The organism is Aeromonas sp. QDB68 (genome assembly GCF_027707405.1).
GTDB lineage: Bacteria > Pseudomonadota > Gammaproteobacteria > Enterobacterales > Aeromonadaceae > Aeromonas > Aeromonas caviae.
On sequence record NZ_JAPCIQ010000003.1, the window covers coordinates 85,269 to 107,545 of the forward strand.

Below are 22,277 nucleotides of genomic sequence, written 5' to 3' on the forward strand. Positions count from 1 at the left end.
GGGATGAAGGATCAGTATGCCTGCCGACAGGCTGGCGGGGAACGGGTCATGGGGCCATGTAAAAGGCCTCCCGCCGATGGCGGGAGGCCTGGTTCGGCGCCGGGGCGAAATGGCCCTGGCGTGTGTCCAGCCTTACTGGGCGCTCAGGCTGTAGGCCAGGGTCTGGTCGTTGAAGCGCACCACATAGGCACCGACCACTGCCGTGGTGATGTCTGCCCCGGCCAGCTCGGCCACGCCATCCTTGTTGGTGTCGCCGTAGTTCTGGGTCCAGTCCCCCTTGACGTCGAACTTGAAGCGCTGGCTGCCGTTGCCATCACCGCTGCCGGTGAAGGTGACGCTGGCCTGCCAGAGGTGATCCCCGACCAGGGACATGGGGGTGGTGCCCCAGTTGTTGGTGGTGCCGCGAATGTTGAGGCTGGCGACATTCTTGGCATAGGTGACGCTCACCGGAGTCAGGCTGTATTGCAGGGTCTGATCGTTGAAACGTACCCGGTACTGGCCGATGACCGGGGTGAGGATGTCACTGCCGGTCAGTTCTGCCACGCCGTCCTTGTTGGTGTCGCCGTAGTTCTGGGTCCAGTCCCCCTTGACGTCGAACTTGAAGCGCTGGTTGGTCTGACCGTCGAAGGTGACCAGGGCTTCCCACTGATTGTCGGCGACCAGCGTCATGGCAAGGGAGCCCCAGGCATTGGGGGTGCCGCGGAAGTTCAGGGTGGGCAGTACGCTGGCGTAGGTGCCGTTGTCGTCGGTGACGGTCACGGCGGCGCTGGCACTGGCGGTCAACCCTTCTGCATCGGTTACGGTGACCGTCACGGTATGGGTACCCGGGGTATCGAACCGGACGGTCTCGGTGGCGGCGGTGCCCCCGCTGGACCAGCTGTAGCTCACCACGCCGCCGTCATCGCTGGAAGCGGAGGCGTCGAACACCACGCTCTCCCCCGCCTTGACGCTGAGGGTTTTGGGGGAGAGGGCTGCGACCGGTGCCTGGTTGCTGGTGAGGGGGGTGACCGTGTAGCGCAGATCACTCTCGCTCAGGGTGATGCGGTAGGTGCCCGCCCCGCTGACCAGGATATCCTTGCTGCTGCCCTTGTCGGCGATGCCATCCCCTTCGTTGTCGCCGTAGTTCTCGGCCCAGTTGCCGAAGACGTCGAACTTGAAGCGCTGGGCACCGGTGGCGTCACCGTTGCCGGTCAGGGTGAGGGTGGCGGACCAGACACGGTTGGCATCGACGGTCATGGGGGTGTTGCCCCAGGCGTTGTGGGTGCCGCGCAGGTTCATGCTGCTGAACTTGTTGCCCGGCAGGACGGAACCGCCGCAGGGGCTGGCCTTGGTGCAACCGGCGATGATGGCGGCCGCCTTCATGCCGGGGACGTTCAGGCTGGCCTTGCCGCTGCCATCGACGGTGACATAACCGCCGCTGCAGTAGTCATTGCCCCCCAGCAGGTTGCAGTACTCTCCGGCCGGCAGGCCGGTCTGCACCGAGGCCACCAGGCTGCCGCTCTCGTTGTTGATGGCGACGAAGCCCTTGTCACCGCGGCTGAAGGCTATCTGGTTGTTGCCGTTGTCCCACCAGTTGCTGACGGGCTGGCCTTCGGTCCGGTTGTGGAACAGGGCCATGTTCATGATGGTCGGTCGGCGCTGTTCGCAGTTCCACTGGCTGTCCGTGCAGGGCGTGCTGCCCGGCGCCCCCTTGTCGGTTTCATAGGTACCCATGTTTTCAAAGCGATAGCCCGACATCACCTGCTTCCAGCCATAGGGCCAGGCCATCATGAAGGTGTTGGCCAGCTCGTAGCGGGCACCGCTCATGAAGGTGAGCATGCCGCCACCGCCGTGGCCGCGTTCACGGTCGTGGTTGACCACGAAGACGAAGGCCTTGTTGGAGGGGAGCAGGCCCCAGCTCTCGCCCAGGGTCTTGAGGTTCTTGATCTGGCCGTTGAAGTTGGCGGCGAGATCGGTGCCGTATTTGAAGTCGGTGACGGTGTCGATATAGGTGTAGCGGCCCGGCTGAATGTCGGGGGACTCCCCGCCTGCGCCGATCACCTCCAGGTAGGCCCTGGGGCTGCCCGCCTTGTCGAGGATGGCCTTCACATCGGCCGGTGCCATGTGCTTGGCCGCATCGATGCGAAAGCCCGACACGCCCCAGCCGAGCAGGGTCTTCATGTAGGTGGCGATCTGATCCTGGACGTAGGATGAGCCGGTATTGAGGTCCGGCATGCCGTAGAGGGCGCCGTTCCAGACGTTGTTGCTGTCACCGTAGTTGGTGATGTCGCCGCTGTGATGGAAGTCGTTGTAGCCGAACTGGGGATATTGGTATTGCCCCGAGTTGTAGCTGCCGCCGCCGGTGGCGGTGCCCGAACCCGATGCCAGCTGGTTGAAGACGGCGTCGGCATAGACCTTGACCCCGGCCGCGTTGCAGCGGGCGATCATGCTCCTGAGCTCTGCCTCGCTACCGCCGAAGCTGTTGAAATTCTTGAAGCTGACCGGTTGATAGACGGTCCACCAGACCTGGCTGCCCTGTTTGTGCTCGGCGGGTGGGGTGATCTGGACGCCACCGAACCCCTTGGGCCCGGCACGGTCTCGCACTCGTTGGCGATGTCGTTGAACTTCCATTGGAACAGGTGAACCATGACTCCTTCGGCGCTGGCAGTGTGGCTGAAAGAGCCGAGTGCCGCCGCCAGCAGGGCGGTTCGAAACAGTGTGTTGTGCATGACGATTTTCCCTTCGATCTTGTTATTGACGTATCACTGTCGTGTAGTCGAACGGACAACAAACAACCTCGTTCAGCTCCGTAGCATTCATGAAATCGACGTGGTTGAAAATCGAACAAGCTGAATTAATTAAGAAATGTGAATGAAAATGCTTTCATGCCATTCGGTGGCAGCAGGAGGATGCAGAGGGGAGCAGATCGGTGCGAGATCCGTCAAGCGGGTAGCGAAGGGGATGAACAGGGGCCCCGCAGGGCCCCGTGAACGTTCAGACGTTGGGTTCCTGCTGCCCGGCACTGGCCCGGGCACGACGCCCTGGCAGCATGCGGGTGACCAGGTTGCTGCGCTGGCGCCAGGAGGTGTAGGCGATGGCGCACAGGTGCAGGGCGATCATGCCCTGCAGTGCCCAGGTGCACCACTCGTGCCAGTCGTCCGCCCCCAGATCGAAGCCGGTCTCGGTGTTCTGGAACCAGCCGGTCCCTGCGGTGGCGAGTACCAGCAGCCAGAGTGCCCAGACCGCCAGCTTGCCGCTGCCGTGATGGCCAGGGGTGGGCGGGGTCCGTTCGCGCAGGGCGTCGGCCTGATGGCGAAAATCCTCCCGGCTCGGGATGAGGGCGCGCAGGCGGGCGTGGCCGCGAGCGAAGGTGAGCCCCCACAGCAGGCGTATGCCGATGAGCACCATGACGGCGTATCCCATCCGCTCGTGCCACTCCTCGCCCGCCTCGTTGAGCCAGAGGTTGCCGATACAGATGGCCGCCACACCCCAGTGGGTGAGGCGCACCAGAGCATCCCAGTGGAAGGGGTCAGCCTTTCTGCTTGGCATATTTGTGGTACTCCTTCTTCAGGTCGTTGACCTTGGCCAGGTGCTCGCGCGCCTTGGCTTCGTCACCGGCCTGGAGGGCTGCCAGGCTGGCATCCAGCTCGCTCTGCACTTCGGTCATGCCTTCCAGGAACTTCTCCTTCTTGGCGGCGGGCATGTTCTTGCCCTTGGCGACGTCCAGCTGGGCCTTCATCTCCTTGATGTATTTCTCCATGGTGGCCGCGTCGTCAGCCTTGACGGCCTGCTTGTAGTTGAAGCCGATCTTCTTCATCGGCTGCTCCAGATCGCCGGCCATGGCAGGCAGGGCCATCAGGCCGAACATCAGGGGCAGCAGCAGGGGACGCACAGTTTTCAGCATGGGATTTCCTTATGAGACGACGAGATTGCAGGTAGTTATAGCACTCATTTGAGTGCGGTTTCACGCATCATGATGCCATGAAAGGGCGATCATTGTATGAAGAAAGTGCGACCAATTGTGACGAATTGTGCAGGGGATTGCTGTGGGAATGTAGCCGAAAGAGAACGGCCACCGGATCTCGCCTCCGGCAGGGGATACAAGGGCGCGCATCTGGTCCGGGAAGGGGCTCGCAGGCAGTGAATCATGCTGCCATTATTTATCACACATCGGTTTTTTAAAGTCAGGTGAGTTTTTCTGGTGTTTTTGTTTTTGAAAGCCACCACCCATGGACGATTTCACTGCCCGTACAGACGCCGTGCAACAAAAAAAGGGCCCGCAGGCCCTTTGAGTGATCGGGATCCGGCCCTTACTCGGCCTGCTCGCGCTCGATGGCACGCCAGCCGATGTCCTTGCGATAGAAGATGCCGTCCCACTGGATGCGGCCAGCCAGGGCATAGGCCCGCTGCTGGGCTTCCTGCACCGTGTGGCCGAGGGCGGTGGCGCACAGCACGCGGCCACCCTGGGTCAGGCTGGTGTGTCCTTCCAGGCGGGTGCCTGCATGGAACACCTTCTCCCCTGCCACTTCGTCCACCGGCAGACCGCTGATGGGGTGGTTGCTGGTGTAGTCGCCGGGATAGCCACCCGCCGCCAGCACCACGCCGATGGCGGCACGGGGGTCATAGACGGCTTCCTTCTGATCCAGCTGGCCGGCGCAGGCGGCGAGGCAGAGATCCACCAGATCGGACTGCATCCGCAGCATGATGGGCTGGGTTTCGGGGTCGCCGAAGCGGCAGTTGAACTCGATCACCTTGGGGTTGCCCTCGGCATCGATCATCAGGCCGGCGTAGAGGAAGCCGGTGTAGACGTTGCCCTCGGCCGCCATGCCGCGCACGGTCGGCATGATCACCCGTTCCATCACGCGCTGGTGCACTTCGTCGGTCACCACGGGGGCCGGGGAGTAAGCCCCCATGCCGCCGGTGTTGGGGCCGGTGTCGCCGTCGAAGGCGCGCTTGTGATCCTGGCTGGTGGCCATGGGCAGCACGTGCTCGCCGTCCACCATGACGATGAAGCTCGCCTCTTCCCCGTCCAGGAACTCTTCGATCACCACCCGGGCGCCAGCATCGCCGAAGGCATTGCCGGAGAGCATGTCACGCACCGCCGCTTCCGCCTCGTCGAGGGTCATGGCGACGATCACCCCTTTGCCGGCGGCCAGACCGTCGGCCTTGATGACGATGGGGGCGCCCTTCTCGCGCAGATAGGCCAGCGCCGGCTCCACCTCGGTGAAGTTCTGGTAATCGGCGGTGGGAATGGCGTGGCGGGCCAGGAAGTCCTTGGTGAAGGCCTTGGAGCCTTCCAGCTGGGCAGCGGCGGCGGTCGGGCCGAAGATGGTCTGATCGGCGGCGCGGAAGGCATCGACCACCCCTTTCACCAGGGGGGCTTCCGGTCCGACGATGGTGAGGCCGATCTGGTTCGCCTTGGCGAAGGCCAGCAGGCCCTCGATGTCGGTGGCCTGGATGGCGACGTTCTCGATGCCCGGCTCAAGCTGGGTGCCCGCATTGCCCGGTGCCACGAAGACCTGGGTCACCAGGGGGGAGTGTTTGGCCTTCCAGGCCAGGGCGTGTTCACGGCCGCCGTTGCCAATGATCAGTACTTTCATCGTCTCGCTCGCTTCTGTCTGAGTTCACTGGCGCTGCGGTGGCACTGCCAGTGGAAAGGATCCGGTGCTAAAGAGGCAGGGCCGCCATCGGCGGCCCTGGGCTGTCAGTGACGGAAATGACGCATGTTGGTGAACACCATGCACATGCCGTGTTCGTTGGCGGCGTCGATCACCTCCTGGTCGCGCATCGAGCCACCTGGCTGGATGACGCAGGAGATGCCCGCGGCAGCGGCGGCATCGATGCCGTCGCGGAACGGGAAGAAGGCGTCGGAGGCCATGACGGAGCCCGCCACGGTCAGCCCTTCATCCTCGGCCTTGATGCCGGCGATCTTGGCAGAGTAGACGCGGCTCATCTGGCCGGCGCCGACGCCGATGGTCTGGCCGTTCTTGGCGTAGACGATGGCGTTGGATTTGACGAACTTGGCGACCTTCCAGCAGAACAGCAGATCCTGCAGCTCGGCCTCGGTGGGCTGACGCTGGCTGACCACGGTCAGATCCCCGAGCGTCACCATGCCCAGATCGCGCTCCTGCACCAGCAGGCCGCCGTTGACGCGCTTGAAGTCAAAGCCTTGCGCCGGGGCAGTCCACTGGCCGCACTCCAGCAGGCGCACGTTCTGCTTGGCGGCGACCGCCTCGCGGGCTGCCTGGCTGATGCTGGGGGCGATGATCACTTCCACGAACTGGCGGGCGACGATGGCCGCGGCGGTCTCGCCGTCCAGTTCGCGGTTGAAGGCGATGATGCCGCCAAAGGCCGAGGTGGGGTCGGTCTGGTAGGCGCGATCGTAGGCTGCCAGCAGGTCGTCACCGATGGCGACGCCGCAGGGGTTGGCATGCTTGACGATGACGCAGGCCGGTTCGCTGAACTCCTTCACGCACTCCAGCGCCGCATCGGTGTCGGCAATGTTGTTGTAGGAGAGGGCCTTGCCCTGCAGCTGGATGGCGCTTGCCACCGAGCCCGGCGCGGCCTGCTCTTCGGCGTAGAAGGCGGCAGCCTGGTGGCTGTTCTCGCCATAGCGCATGTCCTGCTTCTTGATGAACTGGCTGTTGAAGGTGCGGGGGAAGCGGGACTCTTCGTCGCCTTCCTTGTTTTCGCCGTAGGAGGGCACCAGGGTGCCGAAGTAGTTGGCGATCATGCCGTCGTAGGCGGCGGTGTGCTCGAAGGCGGCGATGGCCAGATCGAAGCGGGTGGAGAGGGTCAGGCTGTTGCCGTTGCCATCCATCTCGGCGATGACGCGGTCATAGTCGGAGGCCTTGACGACGATGGTGACGTCCTTGTGGTTCTTGGCAGCGGAGCGGACCATGGTCGGGCCGCCGATGTCGATGTTCTCGACGGCGTCTTCCAGAGTGCAGCCGGGCTTGGCCACGGTGGCGGCGAAGGGATAGAGGTTGACGACGACCATGTCGATGGGGGAGATAGCGTGCTCGGCCATGATGGCGTCATCCCGGTCGCGACGGCCGAGAATGCCGCCGTGTACCTTGGGATGCAGGGTCTTGACCCGGCCGTCCATCATCTCGGGGAATCCGGTGTAGTCGGACACCTCGGTCACCGGCAGGCCCGCATCGGCCAGCAGCTTGGCGGTACCACCGGTGGAGAGCAGGGCCACACCACGCGCGTCGAGTGCCTTGGCAAATTCCAGGATGCCAGTCTTGTCAGACACACTCAGCAGTGCACGGCGAATGGGTCGAGCTTGTTCCATCACACTATCGTCCTCAGCATAACGGGGACCGTTCCATGGGAGGCGAGGCTCAACACACAGAGAGTCCCCAAATAAATGGAAGTGGGGGATTTCGCAAACCACTCTCGCCCGGGGCGGCCGTTGGCAAAAGCGTTTTAGGAAATGCCCGCTTGACGCGACGCTCTCTTGTGGGCGCGTATTCTACACAAAAAATGTGACCTGTGGTGGATTTTTTAAAGAGACAAACCCTTGTGGGATGCGGCGTTAAACGTTTTCTGGTGAATTTTTGTGAAACGTTTGTCTTTTCAGTGTTTTGGGGATAAATGGCCGGCAAGTGAGGGCTTAGCTGCTGCTTTCCTGCCTTTGACTGGCAATCGCCGGGCAAAGAGGTGATAGTGGAGGCCGGTTTATATTGAGTACCATGTCGGGAATGTCATGCGGGGGAGAGGACCATGTATCGGATCGGTGAACTGGCCAAGGCGTGCGGGGTGAAGGCCGACACCCTGCGCTTTTACGAGAAGAACGGCCTCATCTCGCCGGGCATTCGCAACGAATCCGGTTATCGCCTCTACGGGGAGCAGGACAGGCGGCGGCTGGAGTTCATCATCCGCGCCAAGTCGGTGGGCTTTTCCCTCGCGGACATCGGCGAGCTGCTCACCCTGGACACCAACAAGGCCAAGGTCACCTGCCAGGAGGTGAAGGCGGTGGCCGACACCAAGCTCGAACAGGTGGAGCAGAAGCTCCTGGAGCTGACCCGTTTTCGCGAGAACCTGAAGGCTCTCTCCGACATCTGCTGCGGCGGCCCGCGCTCGGCGGAGCATTGCGCCATCCTCGAGACCCTGGAGTCCGGCGCCCCTTCCCGCCACGAGCACCACGACCATGAGCACTGAGCTGCGCCGGCCCCGGGTCTCCGCCTTTCTCGCCCTCTCCCTCGACGGTTTCATCGCCGGGGAGGGGGGCGATCTGGCATGGCTGGCCCCCTATGGTGGCGACGGGCCGGAGGAGACCGGCTACAGTGCCCTGATGGCGAGCGCGGACACCCTGCTGATGGGGCGCAACACCTACGATATCGTGAGCGCCTTTCCCGAGTGGCCCTACGGGGACAAGCCGCTGGTGGTACTGACCCACAGGCCCGCCGACCCCCGTCCTCGGGTCTCCTTTCGGCAGGGGGCGCTGGCGCAGGTGCTGGACGAGTTGTGGCAGGGGGGAAGCCGTCACCTCTATCTGGATGGCGGGGAGCTGGTGAGGCAGGGTCTGCAGGGGGCCCTGGTGGACGAGCTGACCCTGTTCTGGGTGCCGGTCACTTTGGGACGCGGGGTGCCGCTCTTTGCAGGATCCCTGCCCGGCGCGCTGAGACCGGTGTCGAGCGCCGTGCTGCCAAGCGGCCTGGTGCGGGTTATCTATCACCCCGCCTGACAGCTTGCACGGGGGAGGCAAGAGGTGCACAATCGGCGCGTTTTTCGCCATCTGCCCTTCCAGACAGGGACGACAGGCAAACACGACAACCCCATCAAGGAGCCCATATGGCCAAGAAGAAGGTGACCTGTGTCACCGCCGAACCCGCCTGCGAACATCAGCGCGGCATCATTCAGGACAACCACCTCAAGGCACTGGTGACCTCCCCCCTGTTCCAGGCCCGGGTCGAGCCGAGCAAGAAGGGCAAGGGCAGCTATCAGCGCAAGGCCAAGCACGGCAAGCGGTGGGAGCCCGGCCAACAGCAGATGGTAAGCGTCTGCTGCTGAGCGGGTTTCTGCCGCAAGGCATCAGTTAACACAATCAGGGCGCCAATGGCGCCCTGATTGTTTTTCTATTCGCTGGTGCTGACTTGCGGTCTTGACGCAAGAGAGTGAACCCGTGCTCACTCGTCCATAAAGAGTTCGAGCAGCACGTTGAGGTAGCGATGCCCGAGGGACGTGAGCTGCCAGCTGTCGCCAAGATCCTCGATCAGCTCCTTGGTCCGGGCGATGGCGAGCATGGTCTCTACCCGCTCCAGCGGTAGCCCCGTGAAGGCCTCGAACTCCGCCTTGGGGGCGGGTTCAAACAACCTGAACCGGTTCATGAAGTACTCGAGCGGCAGATCGTCCGCACTCACCTGCCATTGGTTGTCCAGATAGGGGCGGCTCGGATCCAGATAACCTTTCGGATGCTTCACCTTGGCGGTGCGCAGGATCTGCTGGCTCGCGAGATCCGTCACCTTGCCGTGGGCGCCGCAGCCGATCCCCAGATAGTCGCCAAAGCGCCAGTAGTTGAGGTTGTGGCGGCACTGATACCCCTCTTTGGCATAGGCCGAGATCTCGTACTGCTGATAGCCCTGGGCGGTCAGCATGGCGTGGCCCTGCTCGTAGATGTCCCACAGGGTGTCATCTTCCGGCAATGTGGGGGGCTTGGAGGCGAATGCCGTGTTCGGCTCTATGGTGAGCTGATACCAGGAGAGGTGCGGCGGCGCGCAGTCGATGGCCTGCTGCAGGTCGTAGAGCGCATCGTCCAGGCTCTGATCCGGCAGGCCGTGCATCAGATCCAGGTTGAAAGTGGGAAGCGCGATGGCGTGGGCCAGTTCGGCGGCCTTGCGCGCCTCCTCGGGGCCGTGGATGCGGCCGAGCCGGGTCAATTTCTCCTGCTGGAAGCTCTGTACCCCGATGGAGATGCGGTTGATACCGGCCCGCTGGAAGCCGGCGAACTTGTCCGCCTCCACCGTGCCCGGGTTGGCCTCCATGGTGATCTCGCAGTCCGGGGTCAGTGCGATGCGTGCGCGCACCCCGTCCAGCAGCGCCTGCATGGCGTCGACGGAGAGCAGGCTCGGCGTGCCGCCACCGATAAAGATGGAGGAGAGGGGGCGCCCCTGGGCCCAGTGCAGATCCTGCTCCAGATCCTCCAGCAGGGCCGCCACGTACTCGAGGTGGGGCAGCTCCCCCTTCTGGGCGTGGGAGTTGAAGTCGCAGTAGGGGCACTTCTGGACGCACCAGGGCACGTGGATATAGAGGGAGAGGGGCGGCAGTTGCAGCATGGGATTTCCAGTATTCAACAATCAAAAGGGGTCGGGTGGCCCTGGTTGCCGGTGACAACGGGCGGGGCGCCGCGAACGAAACGGGGGCCGACGGCCCCCATTGTAGATGACAACGCGGCGGGAGACAGCGCTTTAGTTGACTGCCGCCAGGGCCGCTTTGAGCTTGGCCAGGGCCTGGCCACGGTGGCTGAGCTGGTTCTTGAGTTCCGCCGGCATCTGGGCCGAGGTGCAGTCGTGGTCGGAGACGAAGAACACGGGGTCGTAGCCGAAGCCGTGCTGGCCGCGGGGTTCGTCGATGATCATCCCCTCCCAGCTGGCCTGGCAGATAATGGGGGTGGGATCGTCGGCGTGGCGCATGTAGACCAGCACGCACCAGAAGCGGGCGCTTTTCAGGTAATCCGGCGCGCCCTTGAGCTCGGCCAGCAGCTTGTCGATGTTCTCCTTGTCGCTGGCACCGGCACCGGCAAAACGGGCGGAGTAGACGCCGGGGCGGCCGTGCAGCAGATCCACTTCCAGACCGGAGTCGTCGGCCACGGCGGGCAGGCCGGTGACGCGGGCGGCGTGGCGGGCCTTGATGATGGCATTCTCGACGAAGGTGGTGCCGGTCTCGTCGGCATCGGAGACTGCAAACTCGCTCTGCGGGATCACCTGGATCTTCATATCGGCCAGCATGGCGGCCAATTCCTTCACCTTTTTCTGGTTCCCTGTTGCCAGGACAAGCTTGTTCATCACACACCTCCGCAAAAATAATCTGCGCATTCTATGCGGGGGAGGGGTTTAGTAAAAGCGCCAATTGCCCGGGATCCGGTGCCAACGGGGGATCCTGGTTCCACCCCCTGAGAAGTAGAAGAGATACATGTTTCCAGTGGGGAATAACCGAAGTGATTAAATACCATTTCAATTCATTACTCTGAGTCAGTAGACTCGCGGCCCAATCGATATTCCTAGGGCTTGAGGTGACTGATGCCATTGATTCTTTTGCTTGTACTCCTGGTGTTGTTCAGCCCGCTGGCCATCGACATCTATCTGCCTGCCATTCCCCAGATGGCCGAGCAGCTGGGGGCCGAAGTGACCCTGATGCAGGGCACCATTACCTGGTTCCTGTTCAGCATGGGGCTGGGGCAACTGCTGGTGGGGCCGCTCGCCGATCGCTACGGGCGTAAACCCATCGCCCTGGGGGGCGTGCTGCTCTATGGCCTGAGCGCCCTGGCAGCCGGCTTTGCTGCCAGCCTGGGCGAGCTGATGCTGGCGCGGGTGCTGCAAGGCTTCGGGGCCTGCGCCACCTCGGTGGCCGCCTTCTCGGTGGTCCGTGACAGCTATGGCCCCAAGAAGAGCGGTCAGATGATCTCCTATCTGAACGGTGCCATCTGCTTCATCCCCGCACTGGCGCCCCTGCTGGGTGGCTGGCTCACCGCCAAGGCGGGCTGGTCGGCGAACTTCTGGTTTATGGCGGGTTACGCCGTGGTGGTCGGTAGCTGGCTGCTGTGGCGGATGCCGGAAACCCGCCCTGAGGAGACCAGCAGTGCTGGCCCGCTCATCAGCTGGTCCCGCTACAGCCCGGTGCTGCGCTCCCCGAGCTTCCTGTTCAACGCCTCCCTCTGCATGCTCGCGATGGCGGTGATCCTCGCCTACGTGACGGCGGCGCCGGTACAACTGATGGTGACCCTGGGGCTGGACATGAGTGGCTTCAGTCACTGGTTCACCGCCAATGCGGCCCTCAACATCCTGGCCTGCTTCCTGGCCCCGCGCTTCATCGCTCGGGTAGGGCCAAGACGGACTCTGCGCATCGGCCTGCTGGTGGTGCTGCTCTCCGCCATCACCCTGACCCTGGCCATGCACATCCCGCACCCGCTGGCCATGATGGGCCCGGTGTTCCTCTCCAGCATCGGCTTTGCGATGATCCTGGGCGCCGCCGCCGGTATGGCGCTGGCCCCCTTCGGCCACTGCGCCGGCACTGCGGCCGCGCTGCTCGGCCTGTTCCAGATGAGCGGCTCCGGCGCCCTGGTGGGGATCACCGGTTGGCTGATGCCGGATCCCCTGAGCCAGCTGGCCCTGCACATGTGGCTGCTGCTGCCCCCGCTGGTGATGCTGATGACCCGCCAGGGCCGGCGCTTGTGTTTGCAATAAATCCTGTGCTCTGATGAGCACACTCAGGGGGCCTTGAGCCCCCTTCTCTTTTTCAGGCGACCCGCCTGCCTCGCATGATCACAGACCCGTGGAGAAAACCGGATGAGCCACACAATCAACGCCGCCCTGGTGGGATACGGCTTCGCAGGACAGACCTTTCACGCCCCCTTCCTGGCCACGACCCCGGGCCTGACCCTGCGCTGGGTGGTGAGCCGGGATGCCGCCAAGGTACAGGCCGCGTTGCCCGGCACCCGGGTCGGCACCCTGGAGCAGGTGCTGGCCGATGACAGCCTCGATCTGGTGGTGATCGCCACCCCCAACGACACCCACGCCCCCATCGCTCGCGAGGCCCTGCTGGCGGGCAAGCACGTGGTGATCGACAAGCCGTTCGCCCTGGATCTGGCCGAAGCGAAGGCGCTGGTCGAGTTGGCGGAGAAGCAGCAACGGCTGCTCAGCATCTTCCACAACCGGCGCTGGGACGGGGACTTCCTCACGGTGCGCCGTCTGCTGGCGGAGGGGGCGTTGGGGCAAGTCGCCCAGTTCGAATCCCACTTCGACCGTTATCGCCCCGAGGTGCGCCAGCGCTGGCGCGAGGCGGGCGGCCCGGGCTCCGGTCTCTGGTTCGATCTCGGCCCCCATATCCTGGATCAGTCGCTCCAGCTGTTCGGCCAGCCGGACTGGTTGCAGGCAGATCTGGGCAAGCAGCGCCCCGGGGCCCTGGCGGACGACTACTTCCATGTGGTGCTGGGTTACGGCGAGATGCGGGTCATTCTGCACGGCAGTTGTCTGGTGTCGGCCGTGATGCCCCGCTTCGTGGTGCACGGCAGTCAGGGCTCCTTCATCAAGTTCGGCATGGACGTGCAGGAAGAGCAGCTCAAGGAGGGCAAGCGGCCTCCGGCGGCGGACTGGGGCGTGGATCCCGCCCCCGGCCAGCTCAGCCAGATCCGGGACGGTCAGCTCCTGCAGCAGACCGTGGCTGGCGAAGCGGGGGACTACGGCGCCTACTATCGCGGTGTCTGCGCCGCCATCCGGGGAGAAGGGGAGAACCCGGTGCCGGCCGACGAGGCCCTGGCGGTGATGGCCTTGCTGGACCTGGCCCGGGAGAGCGACCAGCAGGGGCGGCGCCTGCCTTGTCAGAAGCTGTCTGACTGACGGCGTAATCCGGCAGCGCCGAGAGCCTGACAGAAAGACAATGGCTGACTGGCAATCGCCAGGTAATTGGCGATTTGTTGTGCGAATTTGGTGGTGAATGGGTGTTTTATATTAATATTTGTCGTTGCAGCAGTGTTTCTTATCATGCCAACGAGAAAATATCATTGTGATACGCGTTTTCATCGGCCGCATATGGGGATATATTTCGCGCGCCTTCGGGCTCCAGCGGCCGGTGTGCCGACAGGAGCCGGGGCGTACAGTGATGGTCCCTGCACCATCTCTCCATCTTTTTTTGAGGGTATGCACATGAACAAAGTACTGGTAGCCGGTATCCTGGGTCTGATGTTGACCGCCTGTGGTCAGAAAGAAGAAGCTGCCGCTCCGGCTGCGACCCCGGCCGCAGACGTTGCTGCCACTGTCGAGAAAGCCGCTAGCGAAGCGTCTGCTACCGTCGAGAAGGCTGCTTCCGAAGCTTCCGCTACTGTCGAGAAGGCTGCCGCTGACGTGGCCACCAAGGCTGAAGCTGCCGTGAGCGATGCCAAGGCCAACTAAGCCAGCACCTCATTGAAAAACGGGCCCGGCGCACTCGCGCCGGGCCCGTTTTTTTATGGCCATGACGGGGCGTTGCCCGGTCAGCCGAGGGGTTCCACCAGCAGGATGTGGGAGTCGGCCCCCACCACCTTGACCCGGCTGCCGGCCGGCAGCGGCGCGTTGCAGCGCACCGTCCAGACGGTGTCGTCCAGATGCACCCGGCTCATTCCCTGGCTGACCTCGTCCAGCAGGGTCAGCTCGCGGCCCATGTAGCTTTGCATCCGCTCGTTGATGGGAGCGGCGGCATCCAGCCCGGAGCGATCCCGGCGATGCTGCCAGCGCCACCAGGCCCAGGTGGTGAGCAGGGATTGCAGGGCGAAGAGCAGCAACTGCGCCTGCCAGCCGAAGGGCCAGACCAGCAGCAAGAGTCCCACCTCCAGGGCGGCGATGCCGGTCCAGAGCAGAAAGCCCACCGACCCCATCACCTCGATGGCCAGCAGCACGAAGCCGAGCCCCAGCCAGTGCCAGTGGGTCAGCCCCTCGAACAGGGCTGTCATGATTTGCCCGCCTTGCCGTCTTTGTTGAACAGCTCGGCCATGCCCGCCACCGAGCCTATCAGGCTGCCCGCTTCCAGGGGCATCATGATGATCTTGCTGTTGGGGCCTTCACCGATGCGGGCCAGGGCCTCGGTGTATTTCTGGGCCACAAAGTAGTTGATGGCCTGCATGTCGCCCTCGGCGATCGCCTGGGAGACCATGTGGGTCGCTTTGGCTTCCGCCTCGGCGGCCCGCTCCCGCGCTTCAGCGGCGAGGAAGGCGGCCTGACGCTCACCCTCGGCTTTCAGGATCTGGGACTGCTTCTCCCCCTCGGCCTTCAAGATCTTGGACTGGCGCACCCCTTCGGCCTCCAGTACCTCGGCCCGCTTCTGGCGCTCGGCCTTCATCTGGGCGTTCATGGCTTCCACCAGGGCGAGGGGCGGGCGCACATCCTTGATCTCGATCCGGGTCACCTTGATGCCCCAGGGGGCGGTGGCGGCATCCATGGTGCGCAGCAGCTTCTCGTTGATGGTGTCGCGCTGGGAGAGCATCTCGTCCAGCTCCATGGCGCCGAGCACGGTCCGCATGTTGGTCATGGTGAGATTGCGGATGGCACTGGTGAGATCATTGACCTCGTAGCCCGCCTTGCGGGCATCCACCACCTGCACGAAGCTGATGGCGTCGATGGTGACGTTGGCGTTGTCCCGGGAGATCACCTCCTGGGCCGGGATGTCCAGCACCTGCTCCATCATGATGATCTTGTGGCCGATGCGGTCGATGTAGGGGATCAGCAGGTTGAGGCCAGGGGAGAGGGTGCGGGTGTAGCGGCCGAAGCGCTCCACGGTCCAGTTGTAACCCTGGGGCACTATCTTGATGCCGGCACTCAGGGTGGCGAGTACCAGGAATATGAAGATCCCCAATACAATCAATGACTCATTCATGATTAAGCTCCTTATGAAACACTTTCACTAGCCTAGGGTCTGGTGCCATCCACCACAAGCAGATTCGCTTCTTTATTGCCGCCACACGGCTTTACTAATTACCAAAACGCATTAAAGAGCATTTTTTATTATTTTGAGGGATAAGCGCTCCTGCCTATAGTCGCCCCAGATGTCGCGATGCCGAGGAGCGGGCCCTGATGGATTATTTACCTATGTTTGCCAGGTTGGAAGGCCGCCCGGTACTGCTGGTGGGCGGGGGCGAGGTTGCCCTGCGCAAGGCGCGCCTGCTGCTGGCGGCAGGTGCCCGGATCACCCTGGTCTCTCCCGCGATCGAGCCCGAGTTCCATGAATTTGCCGGTCGCTTCACCCATGTGGCGGCGCGTTTCGACCCGGCCCACCTGGCAGGGCAGATCCTGGTGGTGGCCGCGACCGACGATCTCGAGGTCAATGCCCTGGTCTACCAGAGCGCCACCGAGCGCGGTCTGTTCGTCAACCTGGTGGATGACCCCGAGCGCTCCAGCTTTATCTTCCCCTCCATCATCGATCGCAGCCCCATCGTGGTGGCCGTCTCCAGCGGCGGCAAGGCCCCCGTGCTGGTGCGTCTGTTGCGCGAGCGGCTCGAGAGCCTGCTGCCCCGCCACCTCGGCGGTCTGGCGGAGCTCTCCGGCCGGGTGCGCCGCCGGGCCAAGCAGGTGCTGGCCTCCCTCTCCGATCGCCGCCGCTTCTGGGAGCGCGCCTTTGCCTCCAACACCCTGGCCGGTCTGATTGAGAAAGCCGATTGGCAAGGGGCCGAGCAGTGGCTCAATGAGGGGCTGGACAAGGCCCAGACCGAAGTGGGGGAAGTGGTGCTGGTGGGGGCGGGCCCGGGAGATCCTGGCCTGCTGACCCTCAAGGCGCTGCAACAGATCCAGCAGGCCGAAGTGGTGCTCTATGACCAGCTGGTCTCCCCCGAGATCCTGGACCTGGTGCGCCGCGATGCCACCCTGGTGTCGGTCGGCAAGAAGGCGGGTGCCCACAGCGTGCCCCAGGAAGAGACCAACCGCCTGCTGGTGGAATACGCCAAAGCGGGCAACCGGGTGGTGCGCCTCAAGGGGGGCGATCCCTTCATGTTCGGCCGTGGCGGCGAGGAGCTGGAAGTGCTGGCCGAGGAGGGCATTCCCTTCTCCGTGGTGCCCGGCATCACCGCCGCCGCCGGTGCCACCGCCTATGCGGGCATTCCGCTCACCCACCGCGACCATGCCCAGAGCGCCGTCTTCATCACCGGCCACTGCCAGAAGGAGGGCAAGGAGCCCGACTGGCAGCAGCTTGCGGCCACCAACCAGACCCTGGTCATCTACATGGGGCTGATGCGCTCCGAGCATATCCAGCAGCAACTGGTGAGCCATGGCCGACGCGCCGCCACCCCCATCGCCATCATCGAGCGGGGCACCACGGCCCGTCAGCGGGTGCTGACCGGCACCCTGGCGGATCTGGCCGAGCTGGCCCAGCAGGCGGTGAGCCCGTCGCTTATCGTCATCGGTGAAGTGGTGGCCCTGCGCCAGCAACTCGCCTGGTTTGGCGAACAGGGGCAAGGGCAGGAGGCAGAAAGCGGCCACGAGCTCAAGCTGGTGAGCCTGACCTGAGAGGCGAGACCCGAATCGATTTGACGGTGCGGCCAAGGCGGCACCGAACTGAACCAACACCGCGCCCCGAGCAGGTGCGATAGCAATGAACCGAGGACCCAGACATGGACCGTGAAAGACTGACCCAACTGCAGCCATCCGATGCACAGAGCATCCGTGCAGGTGTCACCCGCGAGCGACTGACTCACCTGCAGCAACTGGAAGCCGAGAGCATCCATATCATCCGCGAGGTGGCCGCCGAATTTGAAAACCCGGTGATGATGTACTCCATCGGCAAGGACTCCTCCGTCATGCTGCACCTGGCCCGCAAGGCCTTCTACCCGGGCAAGATCCCCTTCCCCCTGCTCCACGTGGACACCAACTGGAAGTTCAAGGAGATGATCAAGTTCCGGGACGAGACCGCCAAGAAGTACGGGCTGGATCTCATCGTCCACAAGAACCCGGATGGTCTGGCCATGGACATCAACCCCTTCGTGCACGGCAGCAGCAAGCACACCGACATCATGAAGACCGAGGGGCTCAAGCAGGCGCTCAACAAATACGGCTTCGATGCCGCCTTCGGTGGTGCCCGTCGCGACGAGGAGAAATCCCGCGCCAAGGAGCGTGTCTACTCCTTCCGCGACAAGTCCCACCGCTGGGATCCGAAGAACCAGCGCCCGGAGCTGTGGCGCGTCTACAACAGCCAGGTCAACAAGGGGGAGAGCATCCGTGTCTTCCCGCTCTCCAACTGGACCGAGCTGGACATCTGGCAATACATCTATCTCGAGAACATCGACATAGTCCCGCTCTACTTCGCGGCCATACGCCCCGTGGTGGATCGCGGCGGCATCAAGATCATGGTGGATGACGAGCGCATGCCCATCGGCCCGGAAGACGAAGTGAAGCAGGAGCTGGTGCGCTTCCGTACCCTCGGCTGCTACCCGCTGACCGGGGCCATCGAATCCAATGCCACCACCCTGCCGGAGATCATCGAAGAGATGCTGATCACCACCTCGAGCGAGCGGCAAGGGCGGCTCATCGACCACGATCAGGCCGGCTCCATGGAGCAGAAGAAGCGTCAGGGCTATTTCTAAAAAAATGTTCTAAGGAATCGCATCATGAACAACCACATTCAGACCGCCATCAGCGAACAGGGCATTGAAGCCTACCTGCACGCCCAGCAGCACAAGAGCCTGCTGCGTTTTCTCACCTGCGGCAGCGTGGACGACGGCAAGAGCACCCTCATCGGCCGCCTGCTGCACGACTCCCAGCAGATCTATGAAGATCAGCTCAAAGCGCTGGAGTCCGACAGCCAGAAGCTCGGCACCACCGGCGAGAAGCTGGACCTGGCCCTGCTGGTGGACGGCCTGCAGGCGGAGCGCGAGCAGGGCATCACCATCGACGTGGCCTACCGCTATTTCTCCACCGCCAAGCGCAAATTCATCATCTCGGACACCCCGGGCCATGAGCAGTACACCCGCAACATGGCCACCGGCGCCTCCACCTGCGATCTGGCCATCATATTGATCGACGCCCGCAAAGGGGTGCTGGATCAGACCCGCCGCCACAGCTTTATCGCGAGCCTGCTCGGCATCAAGCAGTTCGTGGTGGCAGTGAACAAGATGGACCTGGTGGAGTTCAGCCAGGAGGTGTTCGATCGCATCAGCCTGGAGTACCGCGAATTCGCCAAGAAGCTCAGCGTCGACACCATCCACATCGTGCCGGTCTCGGCCCTGGACGGTGACAACGTGGTGAACCCGAGCGACAAGCTGGCCTGGTATCAGGGCGAGACCCTGCTCTCCTTGCTGGAGTCTGCCGAAGTGGAGCGCGAGCTGGAACGCCATCCGGTGCGCCTGCCGGTGCAGTACGTGAACCGCCCCAACCTCGATTTTCGCGGCTTCGCTGGCACGCTCGCCTCCGGCATCCTGCGGGTGGGCGACAAGCTTGCCGTGCTGCCGTCCGGCAAAGAGAGCACGGTGACCCGCATCGTCACCTTCGACGGGGATCTGGAGTACGCCCTGCCGGGTCAGGCCATCACGGTCACCTTCGCGGACGAGATCGACATCAGCCGGGGCGACCTGCTGGTGGACGCGGCGAACAAGCCCCAGGTGACCCAGAACGTGCTGGCTCACATCGTCTGGATGGGGGAAGAGTCCCTGCAACCGGGCCGGGTCTATGACGTCAAGCTGGCCACCAAGAAGAGCCGTGGCCAGGTGGAGGCCATCCGCCACCGCATCGAGATCAACAAGCTGGACGAGCTGCCCGCCTCCGAGCTCAAGCTCAACGAGATCGGCCTGTGCGAATTCAGCCTGACCGACCCGGTGGCGTTCGACCCCTACAAGGAGATCCGCGACACCGGCAGCTTCATCCTCATCGACCGGCTGACCAACGTCACCGTCGGTGCCGGCATGATAGTGGAAGGGCTGGCGGCCAAGGTGATGGCAGGGCAATACAGCGAGTTCGAAGTGGAGCTCAACGCCCTGGTGCGCAAGCACTTCCCCCACTGGCAGGCGCTGACCATCAGCAACGATTCCGGCAAGGAGTAAGCCCATGACCTGGCAACAATCCCTGGTGCTGGGTCTGCTGGCTGCCCTCGTCGCCCTGCTGATCCAGGGCAAACTCCGGCCGGCGCTGCTCTTCTCGGGCGCCGTGCTCATCACCTACCTGAGTGGCCTGGCGGACATCAACGCCGTGGTGGCGGGCTACACCAACAGCGCCCTGCTGACCCTGGTGTTGTTGCTGCTGGTGTCGCTCGCGGTGGAGAAGACCCGGGTCATGAGCTGGTTTGCCAACCTGGTGGGCACCGGCTCCTTCAACAAGGTGCTGGTGAAGGTGTGGTTTTCCACCGCCTTCCTGTCGGCGTTCGTCAACAACACCGCCGTGGTGGCGTCCATGCTGGGGGCGGTCAAGCGCAACCCCAACCATGCGCCCTCACGGCTGCTGTTGCCCATGTGCTTCGCGGCGACCTTTGGCGGTGTGCTGACCCTGATCGGCACCTCCACCAACCTCATCGTCAACAGCTTCCTCATCAAAATGGGGGCCAAGCCGCTCGGCATGTTCGACTTCTTTATGGTGGGGGCAGGGACCCTGCTGACCGGCCTCATCGCCGTGCTGCTGTTTGCCCGCCACCTGCCGGAGCAGGACACCGAGATGAGCCGGGAATCCGGCTATTTTCTCGAGGCCAAGGTGGGCCCCGGCTCGCCGATGGCCGGGCGCAGCGTCAAGGAGAACGGCCTGCGCAGCCTGAAAAGCCTTTATCTCGCCGAGATCATCCGGGGCAACCAGGTGATCTGCCCGGTGCAGCCGGAACACGAGCTGCACGAGGGGGACATGCTGCTGTTCTGTGGCGACGTGGAGAGCGTCGGCGTGTTGCAGGAGCTCAAAGGGCTGGATCTCTACGGCCAGCACCGCCTCAACGGCCAGCACCTGGTGGAGGTGATCGTCAGCCACAGCTCGCGCCTGGTGGGTCAGACCATCAAGGATGCGGAGTTTCGCACCCACTTCGATGCGGTGGTGCTGGCGGTGCGCCGGGGCGAGACCCAGCTCACCGGCGGCCTCGGCCAGATTGAATTGCATGCGGGGGACACCCTGCTGCTGGCCCCCGGCCCCAAGTTTGCCAGCAACAAGTCCCTCTCCCGCGAGTTCGTGGTGGTGAGCGGGCTGGAGGCCTCCACCCGGCTTGATGCCACACGCAGCGCCGCCGTGGTGGCGGGGTTCCTCGGGGTGCTGACCCTGTCGGTGCTCGATCTGGTGCCGCTCTTCAAGGGGCTGCTGGTGATGTTGGTGGTGCTGCTCTTCTCCCGCATCCTGACCCTGGACGAGATCCGCCGCCGCTTTCCGCTGGATATCTGGCTGGTGGTGGGCGGGGCCCTCGCCATCGCCGATCAGCTGGAGAAGAGCGGTCTGGCCAAGCTCATCGCCGACTGGCTGATGGGGGAGTTCAACGGGGCCAGTCCCTTTATCGCCTTCGTGGGGATCTATCTGTTTACCCTGGTGCTGACGGAGCTGATGAGCAACAACGCGGCGGCGGCCCTGGCCTTCCCCATGGGATTCCAGCTGGCGCTCAGCATGGACGTCTCCACCATGCCGTTCATTCTGGCGGTGCTGTTCGGGGCGAGTTCCAGCTTTATCCTGCCCTACGGCTACCAGACCAACCTGATGGTCTATGCGGCGGGCAACTACAAGATGCCGGATTATCTCAAGCTGGCCCTGCCGGTCTCCCTGGCCTACAGCATCGGGGTGATCGTCATGGTACCCCTGCTGTTTCCGTTTTAAGGTCTGATACCGGGGGATGTGTTAAGGGCTGCTTATGTTAACGCAGCTTTTATCAAGGCTGCTTATGATGCAGGGGAGTGCCAGGGCACTGGCATCCAGGCGTGAGCGCCAATCAAGGAGTGTTGGATGAGCAATGCCATGGCATCAGCACGTTGTCGGCTGATAGTCCGAGGCGGCTCCCCGTGGTGCCGGACAGTTTAAGTTTTGAGGCGTGAGCGCCAATCAAGGAGTGTTGGATGAGCAATATCGTGTGGCATGCCCATGCCGTCGACAAACAGAGCCGGGCCGAGCAGAAGGGGCAAAAGCCGCTGGTGATCTGGTTTACCGGGCTCTCCGGGGCGGGCAAGTCCACCCTGGCGGGGGCGCTGGAGCAGGCGCTGGCCGCCTCGGGCAAGCACACCTATCTGCTGGATGGGGACAATGTGCGCCACGGCCTCTGTGGCGATCTCGGCTTCGATGACGCCGCCCGCCAGGAGAATATCCGCCGGGTCGGCGAAGTGGCAAAACTGATGGTGGATGCGGGCCTTATCGTGCTCACTGCCTTTATCTCGCCGTTCCGTGCCGAGCGGCAACTGGTGCGCAATCTTGTGGGTGAAGGGGAGTTTGTCGAGGTGTTTGTGGATGCGCCGCTCGCCGTCTGTGAAGAGCGCGACCCCAAGGGGCTCTACAAGAAGGCGCGAGCGGGGGAAATTCGCAACTTTACCGGTATCGATTCGGCCTACGAGGCACCGGAGCAGCCGGAAATCCATCTGCTGAATGCCGGTAAACCGGTGGATGCGCTGGTGGAGGAGTTGCTGACTGCGCTAAGGTTGCGGGTGTTGATTGACTAAGGTCGGTTGTTCATACAGAGCAGTG

General features: G+C 63.5%; 20 protein-coding genes. 11 read left to right on the plus strand and 9 right to left on the minus strand.

Annotation, left to right across the window (positions count from 1 at the left end; translation table 11 throughout):
- Window positions 1-132 precede the first annotated feature (132 nt).
- The 5 genes from PG892_RS01790 to purH all read right to left on the minus strand — a co-directional run bounded on the left by PG892_RS01790 (window position 133) and on the right by purH (window position 7,276).
- Entirely contained in the window at window positions 133-2,610 is a 2,478-nt protein-coding gene (locus tag PG892_RS01790) for an alpha amylase C-terminal domain-containing protein (protein ID WP_223933042.1), read from the minus strand.
- A 363-nt stretch (window positions 2,611-2,973) separates the two neighbouring features.
- Window positions 2,974-3,528 carry a cytochrome b/b6 domain-containing protein gene (locus PG892_RS01795; RefSeq protein ID WP_103243703.1) on the minus strand — a complete coding sequence of 185 codons (555 nt, stop codon included), beginning with the start codon at window positions 3,526-3,528 and terminating at the stop codon, window positions 2,974-2,976.
- Window positions 3,509-3,883, minus strand: coding sequence for a cytochrome b562 (locus tag PG892_RS01800; RefSeq protein WP_104454743.1), 375 nt, complete (start codon window positions 3,881-3,883; stop codon window positions 3,509-3,511). The genes PG892_RS01795 and PG892_RS01800 overlap by 20 nt, the downstream gene beginning before the upstream one ends.
- A gap of 406 nt (window positions 3,884-4,289) precedes the next feature.
- The gene (gene purD / locus PG892_RS01805; protein WP_041211074.1) at window positions 4,290-5,579 is read right to left on the minus strand and encodes a phosphoribosylamine--glycine ligase; all 1,290 of its coding nucleotides are present in this window, start codon (window positions 5,577-5,579) and stop codon (window positions 4,290-4,292) included.
- Window positions 5,580-5,683: 104 nt separating this feature from the next.
- Window positions 5,684-7,276, minus strand: coding sequence for a bifunctional phosphoribosylaminoimidazolecarboxamide formyltransferase/IMP cyclohydrolase (gene purH, locus PG892_RS01810; protein WP_042016335.1), 1,593 nt, complete (start codon window positions 7,274-7,276; stop codon window positions 5,684-5,686).
- Between the two features lie 431 nt (window positions 7,277-7,707).
- Here purH and zntR point away from each other — a divergent pair, with 431 nt between their 5' ends.
- The 3 genes from zntR (at window position 7,708) to PG892_RS01825 (ending at window position 8,997) form a co-directional block, all read left to right on the plus strand.
- Entirely contained in the window at window positions 7,708-8,145 is a 438-nt protein-coding gene (gene zntR, locus PG892_RS01815; RefSeq protein ID WP_041213891.1) for a Zn(2+)-responsive transcriptional regulator, read from the plus strand.
- Window positions 8,135-8,671 (plus strand): dihydrofolate reductase family protein, encoded by a 537-nt coding sequence (locus PG892_RS01820; protein ID WP_113068956.1) that lies wholly within the window; start codon window positions 8,135-8,137, stop codon window positions 8,669-8,671. The genes zntR and PG892_RS01820 overlap by 11 nt, the downstream gene beginning before the upstream one ends.
- A gap of 107 nt (window positions 8,672-8,778) precedes the next feature.
- Window positions 8,779-8,997 (plus strand): alternative ribosome-rescue factor A, encoded by a 219-nt coding sequence (locus PG892_RS01825; protein WP_042016330.1) that lies wholly within the window; start codon window positions 8,779-8,781, stop codon window positions 8,995-8,997.
- Window positions 8,998-9,113: 116 nt separating this feature from the next.
- Here PG892_RS01825 and hemW read toward each other — a convergent pair whose 3' ends face one another.
- Window positions 9,114-10,259: a radical SAM family heme chaperone HemW gene (gene hemW, locus PG892_RS01830; RefSeq protein WP_210599740.1), complete on the minus strand. Its 1,146-nt coding sequence runs from the start codon at window positions 10,257-10,259 to the stop codon at window positions 9,114-9,116.
- A gap of 132 nt (window positions 10,260-10,391) precedes the next feature.
- Window positions 10,392-10,988, minus strand: coding sequence for an RdgB/HAM1 family non-canonical purine NTP pyrophosphatase (rdgB, locus tag PG892_RS01835; protein WP_210599739.1), 597 nt, complete (start codon window positions 10,986-10,988; stop codon window positions 10,392-10,394).
- A gap of 234 nt (window positions 10,989-11,222) precedes the next feature.
- Here rdgB and PG892_RS01840 point away from each other — a divergent pair, with 234 nt between their 5' ends.
- The 3 genes from PG892_RS01840 to PG892_RS01850 all read left to right on the plus strand — a co-directional run bounded on the left by PG892_RS01840 (window position 11,223) and on the right by PG892_RS01850 (window position 14,090).
- A complete protein-coding gene (locus tag PG892_RS01840; protein ID WP_210599738.1) occupies window positions 11,223-12,386 on the plus strand; it encodes a multidrug effflux MFS transporter in 1,164 nt (387 codons plus the stop codon).
- Between the two features lie 102 nt (window positions 12,387-12,488).
- Window positions 12,489-13,538, plus strand: a complete 1,050-nt coding sequence (locus PG892_RS01845; RefSeq protein ID WP_010675603.1) for an oxidoreductase — start codon at window positions 12,489-12,491, stop codon at window positions 13,536-13,538.
- Window positions 13,539-13,844: 306 nt separating this feature from the next.
- Window positions 13,845-14,090, plus strand: a complete 246-nt coding sequence (locus PG892_RS01850; protein WP_010675602.1) for a hypothetical protein — start codon at window positions 13,845-13,847, stop codon at window positions 14,088-14,090.
- Window positions 14,091-14,170: 80 nt separating this feature from the next.
- Here PG892_RS01850 and PG892_RS01855 read toward each other — a convergent pair whose 3' ends face one another.
- Both PG892_RS01855 and PG892_RS01860 read right to left on the minus strand, forming a co-directional pair.
- Window positions 14,171-14,626 (minus strand): NfeD family protein, encoded by a 456-nt coding sequence (locus PG892_RS01855; protein WP_010675601.1) that lies wholly within the window; start codon window positions 14,624-14,626, stop codon window positions 14,171-14,173.
- Window positions 14,623-15,546: an SPFH domain-containing protein gene (locus PG892_RS01860; protein ID WP_029314806.1), complete on the minus strand. Its 924-nt coding sequence runs from the start codon at window positions 15,544-15,546 to the stop codon at window positions 14,623-14,625. Before PG892_RS01860 ends, PG892_RS01855 begins: the two co-directional genes overlap by 4 nt.
- 197 nt (window positions 15,547-15,743) lie before the next feature.
- Here PG892_RS01860 and cysG point away from each other — a divergent pair, with 197 nt between their 5' ends.
- From cysG to cysC, 5 genes are all read left to right on the plus strand, one after another.
- Window positions 15,744-17,168 carry a siroheme synthase CysG gene (gene cysG, locus PG892_RS01865; RefSeq protein ID WP_182956862.1) on the plus strand — a complete coding sequence of 475 codons (1,425 nt, stop codon included), beginning with the start codon at window positions 15,744-15,746 and terminating at the stop codon, window positions 17,166-17,168.
- A 104-nt stretch (window positions 17,169-17,272) separates the two neighbouring features.
- Window positions 17,273-18,241 carry a sulfate adenylyltransferase subunit CysD gene (gene cysD, locus PG892_RS01870; protein ID WP_210599737.1) on the plus strand — a complete coding sequence of 323 codons (969 nt, stop codon included), beginning with the start codon at window positions 17,273-17,275 and terminating at the stop codon, window positions 18,239-18,241.
- Between the two features lie 24 nt (window positions 18,242-18,265).
- Complete coding sequence (gene cysN, locus PG892_RS01875) at window positions 18,266-19,693, plus strand: sulfate adenylyltransferase subunit CysN (protein WP_113977598.1); 1,428 nt, start codon at window positions 18,266-18,268, stop codon at window positions 19,691-19,693.
- Between the two features lie 4 nt (window positions 19,694-19,697).
- Entirely contained in the window at window positions 19,698-21,422 is a 1,725-nt protein-coding gene (locus PG892_RS01880; protein ID WP_128296049.1) for an SLC13 family permease, read from the plus strand.
- Window positions 21,423-21,658: 236 nt separating this feature from the next.
- Window positions 21,659-22,252: an adenylyl-sulfate kinase gene (gene cysC, locus PG892_RS01885; protein ID WP_210599736.1), complete on the plus strand. Its 594-nt coding sequence runs from the start codon at window positions 21,659-21,661 to the stop codon at window positions 22,250-22,252.
- The last annotated feature ends 25 nt before the right edge of the window (window positions 22,253-22,277 follow it).